Annotated in this window: 17 protein-coding genes and 1 other annotated feature; of the genes, 8 read left to right on the top strand and 9 right to left on the bottom strand. The window is 32.1% G+C overall.

The window, feature by feature from the left end:
* Positions 1 to 72: 72 nt before the first annotated feature.
* Positions 73 to 819: a 3'-5' exonuclease gene (locus tag ACJDUG_RS00425; RefSeq protein WP_406767903.1), complete on the bottom strand. Its 747-nt coding sequence runs from the start codon at positions 817 to 819 to the stop codon at positions 73 to 75.
* A gap of 206 nt (positions 820 to 1025) precedes the next feature.
* Here ACJDUG_RS00425 and ACJDUG_RS00430 point away from each other — a divergent pair, with 206 nt between their 5' ends.
* Positions 1026 to 2144, top strand: a complete 1119-nt coding sequence (locus ACJDUG_RS00430) for a ribose-phosphate pyrophosphokinase (protein WP_406767904.1) — start codon at positions 1026 to 1028, stop codon at positions 2142 to 2144.
* 125 nt (positions 2145 to 2269) lie between these two features.
* Here ACJDUG_RS00430 and ACJDUG_RS00435 read toward each other — a convergent pair whose 3' ends face one another.
* From ACJDUG_RS00435 to ACJDUG_RS00445, 3 genes are all read right to left on the bottom strand, one after another.
* Positions 2270 to 2671: a hypothetical protein gene (locus ACJDUG_RS00435; RefSeq protein ID WP_406767905.1), complete on the bottom strand. Its 402-nt coding sequence runs from the start codon at positions 2669 to 2671 to the stop codon at positions 2270 to 2272.
* A 255-nt stretch (positions 2672 to 2926) separates the two neighbouring features.
* The gene (locus ACJDUG_RS00440) at positions 2927 to 3766 is read right to left on the bottom strand and encodes a CAP domain-containing protein (protein WP_406767906.1); all 840 of its coding nucleotides are present in this window, start codon (positions 3764 to 3766) and stop codon (positions 2927 to 2929) included.
* A 150-nt stretch (positions 3767 to 3916) separates the two neighbouring features.
* Positions 3917 to 5131, bottom strand: a complete 1215-nt coding sequence (locus ACJDUG_RS00445; RefSeq protein WP_406767907.1) for an alanyl-tRNA editing protein — start codon at positions 5129 to 5131, stop codon at positions 3917 to 3919.
* Positions 5132 to 5384: 253 nt separating this feature from the next.
* Between ACJDUG_RS00445 and ACJDUG_RS00450 the strand changes: the two genes are divergently transcribed.
* The 3 genes from ACJDUG_RS00450 to ACJDUG_RS00460 are packed head-to-tail and all read left to right on the top strand — an operon-like array spanning position 5385 to position 7493.
* On the top strand, positions 5385 to 6377 hold the full coding sequence (locus tag ACJDUG_RS00450; protein ID WP_406767908.1) for a D-cysteine desulfhydrase family protein: 993 nt from the start codon (positions 5385 to 5387) through the stop codon (positions 6375 to 6377).
* On the top strand, positions 6361 to 6489 hold the full coding sequence (locus ACJDUG_RS00455) for a hypothetical protein (protein ID WP_406767909.1): 129 nt from the start codon (positions 6361 to 6363) through the stop codon (positions 6487 to 6489). The genes ACJDUG_RS00450 and ACJDUG_RS00455 overlap by 17 nt, the downstream gene beginning before the upstream one ends.
* Before the next feature lie 20 nt (positions 6490 to 6509).
* Entirely contained in the window at positions 6510 to 7493 is a 984-nt protein-coding gene (locus tag ACJDUG_RS00460; RefSeq protein WP_406767910.1) for a Gfo/Idh/MocA family protein, read from the top strand.
* 123 nt (positions 7494 to 7616) lie between these two features.
* On the opposite strand, the gene ACJDUG_RS00465 is transcribed toward ACJDUG_RS00460, so the two are convergent.
* Together ACJDUG_RS00465 and ACJDUG_RS00470 are read right to left on the bottom strand one after the other, a co-directional pair.
* A complete protein-coding gene (locus ACJDUG_RS00465) occupies positions 7617 to 8978 on the bottom strand; it encodes an 8-oxoguanine deaminase (protein ID WP_406767911.1) in 1362 nt (453 codons plus the stop codon).
* Between the two features lie 190 nt (positions 8979 to 9168).
* A complete protein-coding gene (locus ACJDUG_RS00470; protein WP_406767912.1) occupies positions 9169 to 9843 on the bottom strand; it encodes a uracil-DNA glycosylase in 675 nt (224 codons plus the stop codon).
* A 717-nt stretch (positions 9844 to 10560) separates the two neighbouring features.
* On the opposite strand from ACJDUG_RS00470, the gene ACJDUG_RS00475 reads away from it, so the two are divergent.
* Together ACJDUG_RS00475 and thrS are read left to right on the top strand one after the other, a co-directional pair.
* Positions 10561 to 10833: a CD3324 family protein gene (locus tag ACJDUG_RS00475; protein ID WP_406767913.1), complete on the top strand. Its 273-nt coding sequence runs from the start codon at positions 10561 to 10563 to the stop codon at positions 10831 to 10833.
* Positions 10834 to 10959: 126 nt separating this feature from the next.
* Positions 10960 to 11189: a binding site (T-box leader), on the top strand.
* Between the two features lie 214 nt (positions 11190 to 11403).
* Positions 11404 to 13170, top strand: coding sequence for a threonine--tRNA ligase (thrS, locus tag ACJDUG_RS00480; RefSeq protein WP_406767914.1), 1767 nt, complete (start codon positions 11404 to 11406; stop codon positions 13168 to 13170).
* A 74-nt stretch (positions 13171 to 13244) separates the two neighbouring features.
* On the opposite strand, the gene ACJDUG_RS00485 is transcribed toward thrS, so the two are convergent.
* Positions 13245 to 14477, bottom strand: coding sequence for an MFS transporter (locus ACJDUG_RS00485; protein ID WP_406767915.1), 1233 nt, complete (start codon positions 14475 to 14477; stop codon positions 13245 to 13247).
* A gap of 204 nt (positions 14478 to 14681) precedes the next feature.
* On the opposite strand from ACJDUG_RS00485, the gene ACJDUG_RS00490 reads away from it, so the two are divergent.
* A complete protein-coding gene (locus tag ACJDUG_RS00490) occupies positions 14682 to 15182 on the top strand; it encodes a YybS family protein (RefSeq protein ID WP_406767916.1) in 501 nt (166 codons plus the stop codon).
* A gap of 186 nt (positions 15183 to 15368) precedes the next feature.
* Here the strand turns inward: ACJDUG_RS00490 and rfbB are convergent, their stop codons facing one another.
* Positions 15369 to 16421: a dTDP-glucose 4,6-dehydratase gene (rfbB, locus tag ACJDUG_RS00495; protein WP_406767917.1), complete on the bottom strand. Its 1053-nt coding sequence runs from the start codon at positions 16419 to 16421 to the stop codon at positions 15369 to 15371.
* Complete coding sequence (rfbA, locus tag ACJDUG_RS00500) at positions 16422 to 17315, bottom strand: glucose-1-phosphate thymidylyltransferase RfbA (protein ID WP_406767918.1); 894 nt, start codon at positions 17313 to 17315, stop codon at positions 16422 to 16424.
* 227 nt (positions 17316 to 17542) lie between these two features.
* On the opposite strand from rfbA, the gene ACJDUG_RS00505 reads away from it, so the two are divergent.
* The gene (locus ACJDUG_RS00505) at positions 17543 to 19108 is read left to right on the top strand and encodes a class I SAM-dependent methyltransferase (RefSeq protein WP_406767919.1); all 1566 of its coding nucleotides are present in this window, start codon (positions 17543 to 17545) and stop codon (positions 19106 to 19108) included.
* Positions 19109 to 19178: the final 70 nt, after the last annotated feature.

Here is a 19178-nt window from a genome sequence, read left to right on the forward strand (position 1 = left end):
AAACTGTTAGTAATAAAGCTTGAATACCAATTATTTATTTATGGGGGAGGTTCAAAGAATTACTGACAGTTTTTACTTTTGAAATTGATTGGTTTTTCCCATCATATAGGCAAGTTTTATAATAGATTTCTCTTCCTTTGACATCTCTCTATTATACATTTTCTCAAATTGCATATAAAGCTTAATAAAATCAATTTTGCTGTTAGCTTTTTTAAGTTTAATAGTAGGTTTATTAAGATCATAAAACTTAGGAATTATAGCCTCATCATTAATTTTTCTGAAAACCTTTGATGTATATTTAGCATCGCTAAGGGCATCATGGAAGTTATTATTAATTGGGATATGCAGAAGCTCAACTGCATTTTTTAGCCCCATTAATACACCTTTTGGACAATTAAAATATTTAGATGCATATTTTTGAAGATCTATATATTCTTTAGGAAGTATTGAGATATCAAAGTTATGGTACGCATAATTTCGATAAAGTTCCTTAATATCTGCCTTTCCCCATACGCACAAAATACAGCTTCCTTTTCCTATAAATTGTACAAAGTCTTTATAAACAATGCTGTGTGAAGGAGCCCTTCTTAAAGTTTCTTCAGTAATGCCAGTAATTTCACTGATAAAAGGGCTGAGACAAGAATATATTTCTGGTTTAATAAAACTATTATAGGTGGATATTTTCTTGAGATTTTCATCAAGTTTTACTGCTCCAATTTGAATTATTTCAAAAGGGCAAAAAGGGTTGTTTGATCCTTTAGGATCTTTAGCAGAGTTATAATGTTGATTAAATTCCAAATCAAAAACTATATAGTTCATTTATAGTACCTCTTATATGAATATATTATATATTATGTCAAAAATATTACATATTAGTATATACTCCATTATATTTTTACAATAAATTTAATAAATATTTAATTAAATGTTGTAATATTAATGAGGATTTATTACAATTATTTATGGTAGTAAAGGTTATCAATTATAAAATATATTTTATCACATATAAGGAGGTCCACGGGAAGATGAATTTATTAAATTCAATGCCTTATGGCCAATTAGGAATAATAGCACTAGAAAGCTGCAAGGAACTAGGAACGAAAATTGATCAATATTTGCTGCAAAAGCGTGAAAACATGAAAAGTTGCCCAAAAACGTTTCTAATTTCTACAGATGAGATAAGGTTTTCTAATGGAGAAGGTAAGGTTAGGCTTGAAGAGACTGTAAGGGGTAAAGATATATATATTTTATGTGACGTTGGAAATTATAGCTGTACCTATGAAATGTATGGATTTATAAATCACAAAGGACCTGATGAACATTTTCAGGATATTAAAAGAGTTGTCTCTGCTATAGGTGGAAAAGCAAGAAGAGTAACAGTTATAATGCCTATGCTGTATGAAGGAAGACAGCACAAGAGAAAAGGAAGAGAATCATTGGATTGTGCAATAGCACTACAAGAACTGGAAAGATTGGGGGTCAGGGATATCTATACATTTGATGTTCATGATCCAAATGTTCAAAACGCTGTACCATTATTAACCTTTGAAAATTTATATCCTACTTATGAAATAGTAAAAGCATTTTTTAATAATGAAGATATAGAAATTGACAAGTCAAAGATGCTTACAATCAGTCCAGATACGGGTGCAATGGATAGAGCAATTTATTATTCCAGTGTTCTAGGTTTAGACATCGGTCTTTTCTATAAAAGGCGTGATTATACTTCAGTTATAAAAGGGAAAAATCCTATTGTACAACATGAATACATTGGAAGAGATGTTGAAGGCATGGATGTTCTAATTGTTGATGATATGATTGCCTCTGGAGAATCAGTATTCGATATTGCAAAAGAGTTAAAGAAACGTAAAGCAAATCGGATATTTGTTGCTACAACCTTTGCGCTATTTACTGAAGGAGTTGAAAAATTCAATGAATATTTTGAAACAGGAGTAATAGATCGTGTTTATTCAACAAATTTGACCTATATTTCACCTGAAGCTAAAGGAGCAGATTGGTTTAGAGAAGTTGATATGTCTGATTTTCTTTCAACTGTCATAGATTATATTAATAATGATAAGTCTATTAGTCCATTAGTTGATGCTACTTACGGTATAAAGCAGCTTGTAAGTCATTCTCTTTAAATTTATTATAAAACTTGTATTATAAATAAGACAAGTTTATTGCTTAAAAGGTAAAAGTATTTAGTGTGCACTTATTATAATTGAAAAAGCGACATATTTCCTAGGAAATGTGTCGCTTTAAATTTCTACCACCCGCTGCTTCCAACAGAATTATGAACAAATGCAGCAATTTTACATACTGGTATATCTACAATTGCACCAAGTGTATTTCCATTACAATCAAATCTGTTATTTATTCCTCTATCCGTATTTCTATCCATATTTCTTTCAGTTTCGCATTCATCAAATGAGAAAACATTATTATCAGATTGATTTCTGTTATTTCTTCTGTCTACATCACAGCAGCTTCCTAGTGCGCAGCCAGGAGCTGAGCCTATTTGAATTATTAATCTAACGAAGTCTTCATTTACAGAAGCAAGAATTCCTGTAAAACCACGACCTGATTCTCCACCACTAGTAGTAAAAATTGTTACAGTTTGTCCAATATGACGAGCTAAGTTACGTGCAATATCTAATCTGCTAGGCATTTCAAATATTCCCCTTTCATATATAAAATATTAGGACCCTTGTCCTGCTATATAATATGAAGTTTACTTGAAATTGTTACAAGATTAGTATGGTAAAGGGATGTTTGGTTTTGACACTTATACATAAAGTGTGAATATGAAAATATAAAATATGTAAAATAAGCAGAAGCTCATAGTGTAAGAATAGCCACAAAGCCTTAGTGTTGTTCATCTAAATGTCAACACTTGGTTTTGTGGCTAATTTTAATTTATTGATTATTTAGGCTTACTTACGAACATTTGTGAAAACATATTTCCATAAGGGCCGCCGCTTTTTATTCCTATTCCTATATGCGTATATGCTGGATTAAGAATATTTTGTCTGTGTCCAGGTGAGTTCATAAGTGCATTTTCAGCATTTTGTACGCTTTGATTACCGGCTATATTTTCTCCAGCCTCAACATAATTAATCCCAAAAGCCTTAAGCATATCAAATGGACTGCCATACTTTGGAGAATTATGGCTGAAATAATTATTATCTATCATATCTTGAGCCTTTATTCTAGCAACATTAGTAACTTGCATATCCGCCTGCAGTGGTGCTACGTTATTTTGGGATCTAGCTTGATTTATTAAATTCAGCATCTGCTGCTCGGAAGCTGTAAGTGTACTAGAATTGTTTTGTGTTGTAGGAGTTTTAGGTGCTGTGGAAGCAGTGGCATTGCCTTGTGATGCCTGAGGTGCTCCACCAGATGTATTAGGGGCATTTTTAGCCGCATTGCCTTCTACTACTACTGGCTTAGCATCTTGATTATGCACAAAACCTATTTGATTATTAGGTTGTTTTACAGCATACCAATCTGAAACCTGACTTACTACATCTAATGTACTATTCTTAGCAGGAGTGGAAACTACAGGGGAGTTAGTAGAACATCCGCTTCTAACATTTGAATTATCTGCAGTTAATTTTACTGTTTTCACATTTCCTGTTTCATAAGCAGAAGATTCAACACCTTGGATAGGCTGTGCATTCTTCTTTTGTTGCTGCTGTGTAGTACATGAAGTACTTAAAACTAAGGATGATGCTATTAAAAAAGTAAGAAACTTTTTACCCACAAAAAATTACCTCCTTATTAAACTGATAATATTTTTTACAATATTAATATTTGTTTAAATCAAAGCTTTTATAAGTGAAAGTTTTGTGAGTAAAACCATTTCTTAAGATTTAATCCAATTTATCGCAGTAAACAGGAGTATATTTATATATTACATATTAGAAGTCAATGTATTTTTGATTTTTGAAAACGCGTAATCTATAGAAGACTCAAGATTACTTATGCTTTTTCCGCCGCCCTGTGCAGAAAAAGGACTGCCGCCGCCTTTACCATCTATTAAACTAATTGCATCTTTTAGTAAATCATTCATATAAATTTTTTTGAAATTTTTAGAACACATAAATAAAAGATTTGCAATAGCTTCGGATTTTATCCCGAATAGAACTATAACATTTTCATAAGATACAAGTTTTGAGGCAAGTAAATTTACATATTTCATATCAGAATTTGCATATATGTTTTTTATAATTTTTATATTATTAATAACATCACAGGTATTAAGTATATTTTGTACTTCAAAATCTGCAATTTGTGATTTTAAATTTTTATTTTCAGCCATTAAGCTATTTATATCATTAGATATAGTATTTACCTTAATTAAAGCTTCATCCTCATTACAGTTTAATGTCTTGCAAATTTTGTTTGAAAACTTATATCTTTTAATTGCTTCCATAATGGCTCTTTTTCCACAAATAAATTCTAAGCGCATATTCCCCTTGTATTTTTCCTTTTTAAGAATTTTAATTACTTGAATTTCAAGAGCTGATTTAGGATGAACTCCGCAGCAAGCAGTTAAATCAACATCTTCGATTTTAACAATTCTGATCTGCTCATTATCAATATTAGGAACTTTTCGAAGGGATAACTTTTTTAGTTCAGATTTTGTTGGAAATAGAAACTCAACTTTTTTATCATCAAAAATATAATTATTAGCTAAATCTTCAACTTTTTCCAAGTCCTCATCACTTAGCAGCTTATCCAAATCTATAGTACAAATATCTTTTCCTAAATGAAAACCTACTGTATTACAACCAAAGGCTTCTATAAAAGCAGCAGAAAGGACATGCTGTCCTAAATGCTGCTGCATGCCGTCAAATCTAAAGACCCAATTAATGCTGCATTTAGCTTTATGTATTTTTATAGGTCTTTTATCCGAAACATGATATATGATACCATCTTTTTCATATACATAGGAAATAATGCTATCCTCAATTCTTCCTATGTCTGAGGGCTGACCGCCTCCTCCTGGGAAAAAGGCAGTTTTGTCAAGTTCAATATGAAATTCCTTATCTTTTTCAATAATATTTATTATTTCTGCTGTAAATTCTCTTATATATTGATTTTCATAGTAAAGTTTCTGAGTCATAATAATTCTCCTTTTAATTAGTGTGGCACGGGGGCGTTACTTCTACTACGATACTTTAAAATGATCCACAAGCGATACCACCATGGCTTAATTGAATTAATAATATCATATTGATGGTAATATTATCAATGAGAGACATCCAATTGTCTATTGTATGGAAAAATAGAAGGTGATAGTATTTATATTATAGGTAAATAATATAAAGCTAGTCTATATTTATTTACATGCAAAATACTGATTGGAGGAATTAATCATGGAAATACCCGAAAAATTAAGCCTTGCTAACCTGCCCACAAAAGTTGAAAGACTGGAGAGGCTTACAAGTATTCTTGGAGGCCCAAATATATTTATAAAAAGAGATGATCAAACTGGTACAGAAGTATCAGGTAATAAAATAAGAAAGCTGGAATTTGTGGTTAAGGAAGCTATTGATAAGGGCTGTAATATGCTTATAACTTGCGGAGGAATTCAATCAAATCATGCTAGAGCAACTGCAGCTGTTGCAGCAAGATTGGGACTTAAATCGTGTTTAGTATTGAGAGGAACTGAAGAGCTATCTCAAGATGGAAACTACTTTTTAGATAAGCTTTTAGGAGCAGACATTAGATTTGTATCTCCTGAGGATTATAGAAATAGAAGATTTGAAATTATGAATAATATTAAAGAAGAACTTGAGATTAAAGGCTTTAAACCTTATATAATTCCGGAAGGAGCTTCAAATGGAATAGGCTCCTTTGGTTACTTTAAGGCAATGGAGGAAATAATTCAGCAGGAAAAAGAAATGGACATACACTTTGATATGATAGTTTCTGCTGTTGGATCAGGGGGAACTTATGCTGGACAATTTCTTGCAAATAGAATGTTAAACAATAAAACAGACATTTGCGGCGTTAATGTTTGTGACAATGAGGAATATTTTAAAAATAGGATATATGAAATAGTGCAGGAAGGCTTGGGCTATTTAGATTGTGACATTAATTTTTTAAAAGATGAAATTCACATTATTGACGGATATGTTGGAAGGGGATATGCTTTAAGCAGACCTGAGGAACTGGATTTTATATATGATTTAGCTAAGCTTGAAGGCATAATTTTGGATCCTGTTTATACAGGCAAAGCGATGTATGGGTTAACTCAGGAGATAAAGAAGGGCAGTTTTAATCACTGCAAAAATATTTTATTCATTCATACTGGCGGTTTGTTTGGATTGTTCCCACAGAAGGATTTGTTTGAATTTCAAGGGTAGTGTGGCTTGGTTATGGCAGAAGAAACCTCCACAGATCACATTACAAATTAGTGATAAAATTAGTAAAAAGGACAATGTTTTAGATAGTGAAGCTACAGCGAAACATTGGTAGGTGTGGAAATGGGTGGTAGAATGATTAACTTTGGTATAATTGGTACAAATAAAATAACTGATATATTTATAAAAGGTGCTGACTTGGTAGAGGAGTTTAAATTAAATGCTGTTTATTCAAGAGCTTTTGAAACAGCAAAGGTTTTTGCTGAAAAATATGAAGTAACAAATATATTTACTAGTTTAGAGGAAATGGCAAAAGATGAATGTATAGATGCAGTTTATATAGCAAGCCCTAATTCCTTTCATGCAGAACAGGCTATACTATTTTTAAATAAAGGGAAGCATGTTTTATGTGAGAAACCCATAGCTTCTAATGTTGCAGAATTAGAATTGATGATTGCAGCAGCTAAAGCAAATAATGTATTGCTAATGGAGGCAATGAAAACTAGCTTCTTGCCTAATTTTAAGGTTATACAAGATAGTATACATAAGCTTGGGAAAATAAGAAGATTTATGTTTAACTACTGCCAGTACTCCTCTAGGTACGATGCCCATAAAGAAGGAAAACCTGTTAATACCTTTAACCCCGCATTTTCTAATGGATCAATCATGGATATAGGTGTATATTGCATACATCCTGCAGTAAGGTTATTTGGTATGCCAATAGATATAAAAGCTACAGCTTTAAAGCTTTCATCTGGTGTAGATGGGCAGGGAACTTTAACTTTTGTGTATGAAGAAATGGATGGAGTTATTATACATTCAAAAATAGCTAACTCATATATTCCCTGCGAAATACAAGGTGAAAATGGTTCAATGATAATTGATAGAATAAACAATCCGGAAAAAGTTCAGATAAGGTATAAAAGCGGAGAGTCAGAAGAATTATCAGTGCAGCAAATAGAAGATAATATGTATTATGAAGCAAAAGAATTTATTGAGTTAATTAAAAATAGCAAAGTAGAATCGGAAATTAATTCCCACAAAATATCGCTTAATGTAATGAAACTTATAGAAGATGCCAGAAAACAAACAGAAATAGTATTTCCAGCAGATAAATAGTTATCTGTTTAAAGCAAAATAAACTGAATATAAAATGAAAAAAAATAAACCCTTGTACTAATTTATATTAGGCAAGGGCTTCTTTATTGGTATAGAATGAACATACTTATTCCGGCTGAGAGTTTACCTATTTCTTTGCATTTCAACTATGTCCTTTGCAATTTTATTAGCACTTTTATATACTTCATTTGAATTTATAGTAAGGAGCCCTCCGTCCTTTGAAACTATTTTGCCGTTAACTATGGTCATTTTAGTGAAGCTGGAATTTCCAAGGCAAACTAGTGATACTAAGGGATCGTGACAGCCAGCATACTCAATTTTATTAAGATCAAATAAGATAATATCAGCTGCTTTACCAATATCTAATCTTCCAGTATCCTGCCTTCCAAGTACATCTGCTCCGCCTCTTGTAGCCACCTTTAATATTTCATAAGCATTTAGGCCATTAACTCCATATTTTAAATGATTTAATAAATAGGCTCTTCGAACTTCCTCCCACATATTTGAGCCATCATTGCTTGCACTTCCATCTACCGCTATGCTAAGCTTTCCGCCAGCTTTAACAATATCCGTAGTTCTGCAAATGCCGCTGTTTAGCTTCATATTTGAGGAAGGACAATGTGCTATACCAGAGCCATTTAGAGCATTTATTTCCCTGTCGCTTAAGTATATACCGTGAGCAAACCATACATCAGGACCTACCCATTCAAGATCTTCCATAAGCTCAAAAGGTCTTCTTCCGTATCTTTCAAGGCAGAAATTTTCCTCATCAATGGTTTCTGCAAGATGGGTGTGCATCATAACTCCAAGCTTCCTTGCTAAATTTTTAGTTTCAACCATTAAGTCTTTGGTAACTGAGAAAGGAGAGCATGGTGCAAAGGCTACTCTGGTCATTGCATAATCATTGGGATTATGATACTTACTTACAAGCCTTTCACAATCTTCTAATATTTCACTTTCAGTTTGAACAACAGACATTGGAGGAAGCCCACCTTGGTCCCTTCCTAGGGACATGGAACCCCTTGTGGCATGAAACCTAATTCCTATTTCTGCTGCAGCCTTGATTTGGTCGTCAATTAAAGTACTTGTTTGATTACTAGGAAAAACATAATGATGATCAGAGGTAAGCGTACAGCCTGTCCTAAGAAGCTCGCCAAAGCCAACCATTGCTCCATAGTAAACAGCTTCAGGAGTAATGTTCTTCCAAAACTCATAAAGTCCAATAAGCCAAGGGAAAAGAGGCTGTTCTTGAACTTCTTTTATGCCTCTAAATAAGGTCTGATATAAATGATGATGTGTGTTTACAAAACCGGGAAGTGCAATAAGACCTGTACAATCAATAACCTCACAATCATCAGGTACTGATAAGCCCTTACCAATAGCTGTGATTTTTGAGTCTTTGATGAGAATACTGCATTCTTCAAGTATTTCTTCTTTTTCATTAAAGGTATAAATGCAGTTAATGTTTTTTAATAGCGTGTTCATCTTTGTTACCCCCTAAAAATATATTATTGAGTATTTATAGTGGTTAACTCGACACTTCATACAGAGAAATGAAAAATTCAAATTATTAAGAAATGTATGCATTAATATTATATCAATTAAAGAGTGGTTTTTCTATACTATTTAAATAACTAAAGGGAAGTTCTTATGGCTGAATCAACCCCCTGTACTTTTATATATTTTCTATCTGCCAATCTATAGGTTTCTTTCCTATTGAAGTAAGAAACTTATTAGCCTTAGAAAATGGCTTGCTTCCAAAGAAGCCTCTGTGAGCTGATAGTGGACTTGGATGAACAGATTTTATAATATAATGCCTTGGATTATTTATTATATTTAGTTTAGATTGAGCATTACTTCCCCATAATATGAAAACAATAGGGTCTTCTCGATCATTTAATAAACTGATTATTTTATCAGTAAAATACTCCCAGCCCATGTTATGGTGGGAATTTGCCTGGCCCTCCCTAACTGTTAATGCAGTATTAAGAAGCATAACTCCTTGATCAGACCACTTCTTTAAGTAGCCGTTATTAGGTATAAAACAGCCTAAGTCACTATTAAGCTCCTTATAGATATTCATAAGAGAAGGAGGGGCAGGAACACCTGGTTTTACTGAAAAGCTTAAACCATGAGCCTGATTTGCGCCGTGGTAAGGGTCTTGTCCCAATATTACCACCTTTACATCCTTATAATTTGTATAATGCAGAGCGTTAAAAATATCATACATATTAGGATATATAGTTTTTGTCCTATATTCATTTATTAAAAACTGTCTAAGGTTTAAATAGTACTCTTTTTTAAATTCATTTTCTAATAAGTTGTTCCAATCATTTATTAATACTTGCATTTTTATCACCCAAATAGATTATACCATAAAAAAACACTTAAATTGTTAATGGAAAAAACAACTATAATCAATCTTTACCTTGAGATTAAAAGGATATTTATGGGATAATAAACTTGACCGGTCAATATGGTAGAAAAGGGGATGATAAGTTTGATCATATTTAAGAGGTGGCTTAAAGCCTAGAACAATAGGGTAGGCGTAACAATTAATAATTGTTACGTGCATAATAAGGAATACGAGGGGAGGGCAAAGCCTCCTCTTTAAATAAAGAAACAATTGAGGTGATATTTATGGTTGACATGGACTATGAATTTCTATATTATATAATTACAGGTAAAATATACAAGAAACAAATTCAGGTGAAGGGAGGGGTTAGTAATGATGTTAAGAAAAGAGGTTTACGATTATTAACTAAATATTGGAGAAAATAATAACCATCATCTGAGTTTTCATAGATAAATAGTTATATGAAAGTAGCAGGAGGATGTCCTGTTTTTTTTATTGTATTTTTTAAAGTATAAAATCCCGCAGATGGTTAGTTTCTGCGGGATTTTTATATATTTTTTTAAATTAATAATAAATATACAGATCTAAACTATTAATAATTGTTTAGATTTAATAATGAATACAAGGAGGCGTAGTAATGATAATGATTAATCAAGTATTAAGTGAAGTCGTTAACAGAGCAGTAGTAGAGGTAAATAGGAGGGCAAAAAATTGCAATATAAAAATGGAAAGGAAATATTACCATCGGAGTTATTGAGGGAACTTCAAAAGTATATACAGGGAGAATTTATTTATATACCAACCTTGGAAGCTAAAAGAAAGGGTTGGGGTGAAAATAATGGTACTAGAGAAATTATTAATAAAAGAAACCTTGAAATTTATAAACTTTATAAAAACGGATATACCATTGACTTATTAATGGTTACTTTTAATTTATCTGAAGATAGCATTAGGAAGATAATATGTAGAATCAATAAAGGATAATAAACGGGACGTCTAAACAATGTGGTGCTTATGCATTAGCGTATAAACGTCTCTTCAGCTAATAATTATTTGAAAATTATAAAAAGAGATTGACATTTTAAATTTACAGTCATATAATAACCATAAAGAAAGACAATGATGAGGAAAAGTAAATAAATTACTATTTTACAGAGAAAGAAGTTCATCGGCTGAAAGACTTCTAAAAATAAGTGTTGTTGAAAACCACCTCTGAGTTGATTGCTGAAGTCCTTATAGACATAAGCATATCCGCAGCCAGCGTTAATGGTATTAAGTGACAGTGATAGTGTTTTTAATTGCTGTAATTTGGGTGGAATCGCGATAAACTCGTCCTAAGTATGGGAGGAGTTTTTTTATTACATTTAAATTATAGCAAGGATTTGTTTACTATACCTGTAATTTGGGTGGAACCGCGAGAATACTCGTCCCATGTTTATGCATGAGACGAGTTTTTTATTTAAAAAAACACATCCATATATGGGATAAGCTGCAAGGCTACAGTAGTAACACTATAGATATTAATATTCTTATAAATAAAAGGAGGTAAAAATTATGTTAAAGGTAATTTTAAAAGATGGAAGTGTAATTAATGCAAATAAAGATGAAGGAAGAAGGGCACTAAGACATACAGCTTCACATATATTAGCTCAAGCAGTAAAAAGATTATACCCAGAAGCTAAGCTTGCTATTGGACCTGCAATAGATACTGGATTCTACTATGATTTTGATATAGATAAGCCTTTTACTCAGGAAATGCTGGAAAAAATAGAAGAAGAAATGAAGAAGATAATTAAAGATGACTTGAAACTAGAAAGATCCGTTATGTCAAGAAAAGAAGCGCTAAAGCTTATGAAAGATAAAGATGAAGCTTATAAGGTTGAGCTTATTAATGACTTACCAGAAGAGGAAGAGCTGTCCTTCTTTAGACAGGGTGATTTTATAGATTTATGTGCAGGCCCTCATGTACTCTCCACTGGGAAGGTTAAAGCTATAAAGCTTTTATCTGTTGCTGGTGCCTACTGGAGAGGCAGTGAGAAGAATAAAATGCTTCAAAGAATATATGGAACTGCCTTCTCCAAAAAGAGTGAGTTAGATGAATATTTAAATATGCTTGAAGAAGCTAAAAAGAGAGATCACAGAAAGCTTGGCAAGGAGCTTAAGCTGTTTGCACTTATGGAGGAAGGCCCAGGATTTCCGTTCTTCCTTCCAAAGGGTATGATTTTGAAAAATATTCTAATAGATTATTGGAGGGAGCTTCACAAAAGAGCTAACTATGTAGAAATTGAAACTCCAATAATTTTAAATAGACAGCTTTGGGAAACTTCCGGACATTGGGATCATTACAAAGAAAACATGTACACTGTTAACATTGATGAAGAAGAATATGCAATAAAACCGATGAATTGCCCTGGTGGAATGCTGGTTTATAAATCAGAAACACACTCCTACAGAGACCTTCCAATAAGAGCCGGGGAATTAGGAAGAGTTCACAGACATGAGCTTTCAGGAGCACTTCATGGACTTATGAGAGTAAGGGCCTTTACCCAGGATGATGCTCACATATTTATGATTCCGGAGCAGATTAAAGACGAAATTAAAGGAGTAGTAAAGCTTATTGATGAGGTCTATAGAAGATTTGGTTTTAAGTATAACGTAGAGCTTTCAACAAGGCCGGAAAATTCTATGGGAACTAATGAAGAATGGAATATGGCAGAAAGTGCTCTTAAGGGTGCCTTAGAAGACATAGGAATGCCTTTTAAAATAAACCCAGGGGATGGAGCCTTCTATGGACCAAAGATAGATTTCCACCTTCAAGATAGTATAGGAAGGACTTGGCAGTGTGGAACAATACAGCTTGACTTCCAGCTTCCCCAACGTTTTGATTTAAATTATATTGGCAGTGATGGAGAAAAGCACAGACCCATAGTGATCCATAGAGTCATATTTGGAAGCATTGAGCGCTTCATAGGAATATTAATAGAACATTTTGCAGGAAAATTCCCAACTTGGCTAGCTCCAGTGCAAGTTAAGGTGCTACCAATTTCTGATAAGTATAACTCTTATGCAGAAAGTGTATTGAAGATACTAAGAGATAAGGGAATTAGGGTTGAAATTGATGATAGAGCTGAAAAGATTGGCTTTAAAATAAGAGAAACTAGGAATGAAAGAGTTCCTTACATGATTATTTTAGGAGAAAAGGAACAGGCAGAAGGAACTATTACAGTAAGAAAAAGAGATGCTGGTGAGCAAAGCAGTGTTGTGCTTTATGAGTTTATTTCAGACATTAGAGAAGAAATAGATAATAAGCTGCTTAAATAATTATAATCAAATGGCATCCAGATAAGTTATTACTTATTTACAAGTAATAACTTATCTGGATGCCATTAACTTACCTATTCTTCTAATGCAAAGTTTCTTTCCTTAGCGGGCTCCTTCAATTTGATACAAATTATAACTGTTACAAGCATTAAAAGTATTAGTACATTCATTGGAAGGGTCATGGAATCTGTTTTAGTGGATTTAAGGGCATCCATACCAAATATAAAAATTATACCTGAAATTTGACCCATCATCATAAGTATACCGCTTGAGGTTCCTTCAGGAGCTGGATAGGCAATTTCAGCTCCATATTGAAAACCTAAGGGTGCACAGCTGAGCATAAAGAAACCAAGGCTAAAGGCAGAAATAAGAACAACAGGATAGCTTGTTGCATAGGTTATGCCTATAAGACCAGGAATAGAGCCTGTAATAGCTAATATAATAAAACCTACTCTATTATGAAGCTTATCAGAAAGCAGTGGAATTATAGCTGATCCGATAACTCCGCTTAAAACCATGCTTCCACCTATAATTCCTGCCTGAATTGATGTAAAACCGCGAGGTTTAAGTATATTTTCAATCCAAGTTGAAAGGCCGTTAAATACTCCAAGACCTATAAAAAATATAATCATTAGGAATATAAATTCTTTGTTTGTAAGCATTTGCTTTAACCCTTGAAAAACCAAGGATCTTTCCTCTTCCTCTGGTTTGCATTGAGGCGTCGGAGGATTTTCCCTTGCAAAGCCTATAAAAAGTACAGCTGAAATTAAAGATATTATTCCATAATAAAGCAGCATTCTTGGAATATTGCTGCCTATAATTAGGTAGGGTGTTAGAACAAGGCCTGCAATTAAACCTAGGTAACCAGCAAGCCAAGCTAATCCTGATGCTGTACCCCTTTCTTCAATAGGAAACCATCTAGCAGCAACTTTAGTAACTGCATTTTCTATAAATGGTTGTCCAATTGCAATGCCTATTTGAAATATTAATACAAAGGTATAATTTGAAGGAAAAAGTCCCCTGAGAAGGCCAAATACACCTGTTAAAATTGAACCTATTCCAACAGATATATGAAAGCCATAGGTATCTATAAGCCAAGAAGCAGGTATAGAAGCAAATATGTATACAATCATAAATACCATAGAAAGAATTCCTATGCTAAGCTCAGAAACCTTAAAATAAGCAGCTGCATCAGTAGTGATGGCAGCAAAGGTTATCCATAATAGCTGCTGCACAGCCATCATGAGCATGAACATAAAAAGAACTACCCATCTGTATTTGTAGGTTACAAGCTCTTTATTTTCCATTATAAAGCCTCCTAAAAATTAAATAATTGCATATATAAATATTATCACCTGTTTACAAGCCGTGCAATTATAAGTAAGTACATATTCTTTTTTAATAGCATATCTTGTTTAATATCATATACTATAAAGAACAGTACTCAACTTAAAAGCGTTTATAAACTGCATTTCTGCTGCAGCCAATAATTAAGAAGAAGGAGGGAAACCATGAGTAATACAAAAACTGTTGTAGTTGGCGCATTATTCGCAGTTTTAGCAGCTTTGTTTCAAGTAATTCCTGTTTTTCTTTCAGAGTTATTTGTTATTTTAACTATCCTTAGTGCAGTTCCAATTTATATTGTTTCTAGGTTAAATCCTCAAGTTGGACTATTATCTTATTTCACAGCTAGTTTACTTATTATGCTTATAAGTACCCATGAAGGAATATTCTTCTTATGTACTAATGGAATTATAGGAATATCACTTGGAGCATGCAGCTACTATACAAAGAAGAAGACAATTATTTGGCTTATAAGTTCTGTAGTCCTAACCATTACCTTAAGTTTTATGAATTACATCATAGGCATATCTATTTTTGGTATAAATATTCCTGGTGGAATAATTATTCAATTAGCCATATTATTTATATTTTCAGTAGTCTATAACATTTTTTATTATAGCTTTTCAAACTTTATTTTTAAATTGATTAAAAAGCTTAAAATCTATTGAAGAAGGTTCTTTGAATTTGGGAAATCCAAAATATATTAAGCTGGTTTTCATTAATTCTCTTATTTCTACCATAATAAAACAGCTTCCTATGATATTTTTATTTCAACATAGAAAGCTGTTTTTACAGACTCTTTTTAGTTTAGGGTTTTATTAGCCCTAATTTAATTAAAGTTTATGAGGTTACTACTATTTTTCATACATATTATTGTAATAATTTTCGTACTCACCAGTGGTAATGTTATTGATCCAATCTTTATTATTTAAATACCATTCAATTGTGTTTTGTATTCCTAATTCAAAGGGAGTTTCAGGATACCAACCTAATTCATCTTTTATCTTTGTTGGATCTATTCCGTATCTTTTATCATGACCTTTTCTGTCTTCAACATAAGTTATTAGTTTTTCTGTTATTTCTTTGTCCACTTTTTTGCTCAAGTAATTTATAATAGTTCTAACTATTTGTAAATTAGTTCTTTCGTTGTGTCCACCAACATTATAAACTTCACCTACTGTACCACTATTTATAACAATATCTATTGCGCTGCAGTGATCTTCTACATATAGCCAATCCCTTATATTCATTCCGTTGCCGTATATTGGTAAGCATTTATGGTTTAAGCAATTGTTTATTAGTAAAGGTATTAATTTTTCTGGGAATTGGTATGGTCCATAATTGTTTGAACATCTAGTTATATTTACAGGCATTTTATAGGTGTCAAAATAAGCTTTCACCATTAAATCTGCAGCTGCTTTGCTAGAAGAATATGGGCTATGCGGATCTAGTGGTGTATTTTCAAGAAAGTACCCGCTTTCACCAAGTGATCCATATACTTCATCCGTAGATACTTGTACAAACTTTTTACCTTGTTTAAAGACACCTTGTACTTCCCATGCATTCTTAGCTGCATTTAAGAGATTTACTGTTCCTAAAATATTTGTCCTAGCAAAGATCTCAGGTTCTTTTATACTTCTATCTACATGTGATTCTGCTGCAAAGTTTACTACATAGTCAATGTCATTTTCTGAAAATAAATTTTCTATTAACGCTTTATCACATATATCTCCTTGAATAAACATATAGCTTGGACTATTTTCAACATCTATTAAATTTTCTAAATTTCCTGCATAGGTTAGTTTATCTATATTTATAATTTTTATATCCGAATATTTATTTAACAAGTAATGAACAAAGTTAGAACCTATAAATCCAGCCCCGCCTGTTACTAAATAGGTTTTCATTTATAACTGCTCCTTTTTACATATTAAATCATTTTCTGCAATCTGCAATAAATACTTACCATATTCTGTTTTTATATAAGGCTCTGCTAATTTTAAAAGCTGCTCCTTATTTATAAAACCTTTCTTATAAGCTACCGCTTCAATACAGGCTATATATAAACCTTGTCTTGATTGAATTGTTTCTACAAAATTAGCTGCATCTAAAAGACTTTTGTGAGTTCCTGTATCAAGCCATGCAAATCCACTTCCTAAAAGCTCTACGCTTAAGTTTCCTCTTCTTAAATATTCATCATTTACAGCAGTTATCTCTAGTTCACCTCTTGCAGAGGGCTTAATATTTTTAGCTATATCAACTACGTTATTATCATAGAAATACAGCCCTGGAACAGCATAATTTGATTTTGGCTTTTCTGGCTTTTCTTCAATTGATACTACATTGTTATATTCATCAAATTCAACAATACCAAACTCAGTTGGATTGTCTACATGGTATCCAAAAATAATTGCGCCCTCTTCTTTATTTACTACTCTCTTTAGTATCTCTGGGAAATCATAACCATAGAAGAAGTTGTCTCCTAAAATTAAGGCTACTTTATCCTTAGCTATAAACTCTTCTCCAATAATAAAAGCGTCTGCAAGTCCTCTTGGATATTCCTGTATGGCATACTGTAATTTTAGACCTATATCACTTCTATCGCCAAGTAATTCTTTAAAAGTACCTATATCTCTAGGTGTTGAAATAATTAATATTTCATTTATACCTGCAAGCATTAGCACGGATAATGGATAGTATATCATTGGTTTATCATATACAGGGAGTATTTGCTTTGATATAACTTTTGTTACTGGATATAGTCTTGTTCCGGACCCACCAGCTAAAATAATACCTTTCATTTTTACCTCCTTATAAATTTTTGATTTTGCCTAATAATCAATGACTTTGATATACATATCAGCTCTAAATTTTGTCAATTTAAGATATTCAAATAGGACAAGCTTTGTGCCCTAGCATTAAATAAAGCTAGTAGAATTTTTAATTAAATCAACATATTATAAAGCGACAATAAAGGTTAACAAGTAGAATTAAGAAAATAAAAGAAAACAGGAGAGAGTGAAGGAATATGAAATGGGAATATAGTTTGTTTAACAGAGTCAAAGATATTCATAGCCGATTTTTATTTAATGGAATTGTAGAGGATGACTCATTAGCAATATGTTATATTATGTCATACTTGGCATATTACTTTAAACTAAAAAATTACGTTGAGATTGGAGTGCATAATGGTAGGATTCTTTTTTCTGTAGCTCAGACAATAAAGGATACTCAAGGAAAAGCTTATGGCATTGACCCCTATACCATTGATAAGGTGGAAGAACACCACACGGATAAAAAATTAAATAAAAAGGAAAATAAAATTTTTAAGACCATAGATTTTGAAGCCATTTATGCTAAGGTTTTAAGGGATACTGAGGCATTAGAACTTTCTAAGGTTGTTAAAATTATAAGAAAAACTTCAAAAAAAGCTGCTGAATACTTCAAAAGTAATGAAATAGATATGCTTCATATTGACGGTAACCATGATTACCAAAGTGTTCAGTCAGATTATAATATTTATTCGCCACTAATAAGAGAGGGTGGAATTATTGTATTTAATTGCATAAACTTGGATTCTGTAAAACGCTGTTATGATCAATATAAAAATAAATATAAAATATTACTGGAAACAAATAATTTCGGCATTCTGATGAAAAATCATAAAAATGTAAAAGGTGAAGCTGATATACCCCGAAAATTAGAGAATCTATATTTTAGATTGCTTGAGACAGAGAATAGAACAAAAGAGGATAAAATTACAGTAAATGTAGGGGTATTGGCATATAACCATGAAAATTATATAGCTCAATGCCTCAATTCAATAATAAAACAAAAAGGTGATTTCAACTTAAACATTATTATAAGTGAAGATAAATCCCATGATGGAACTGCAAAGATTGTTGAAGACTATATTAAAAATGTGAAAGCTAACAAAAACGTAACTTTTGAATTTTTTAAAGGTAAAGAAAATTTAGGAATGGTAGAAAATTTAAGAAGATTGTTAAAAGCTTGTAGAAAAAGCATGTATACTGCGTTAATGGATGGTGATGATTATTGGGATGATGAGAACAAATTACAAACTCATATAGAATTTATGGAAAGTCACCCCCAGTGTTCTATTTCATTTGATGATATAATATTTTTTGATGAAGTAGAAAATAAATATAACTTCTATAATATACAGCAGCAAATTAAAGGTGACATCTTTAATACAACGGATATAACAAGTGTAAATTTTATTGGTAATATCTCCTGTTGTTTTTATTATAGTAAGTATTTTGACCAAATTCCTAATGAATTTTATAAAATGTTTGTTGGAGATTGGATGTTAAATATTCAATTTTCAATGTTTGGAGAAATAGGACATGTCAAAGAAGCAATGACCATATACAGAAAGCATGTACAGGGTATTTGGAACGGAATGACTGAAGAGGATAAGAACAAAAAAACCATAGAATTAATTGATGCTTACAACAAATTTTTAGATTACGCCTATAATGAACAATTTACAAATATACGTGATTTTTGTGATTCAAAATCAGGTAATAGATATTTGGAACCTCTTATGTACAGGCCTAGTAGACTTGAATAATTTACACTTTAACGATAATTAACAAAATGTGATTATTAATAGCATCTCATCACAAAGCTATTAACGAAAT

Source organism: Candidatus Clostridium stratigraminis (genome assembly GCF_045310675.1).
GTDB lineage: Bacteria > Bacillota > Clostridia > Clostridiales > Clostridiaceae > Clostridium_AT > Clostridium_AT stratigraminis.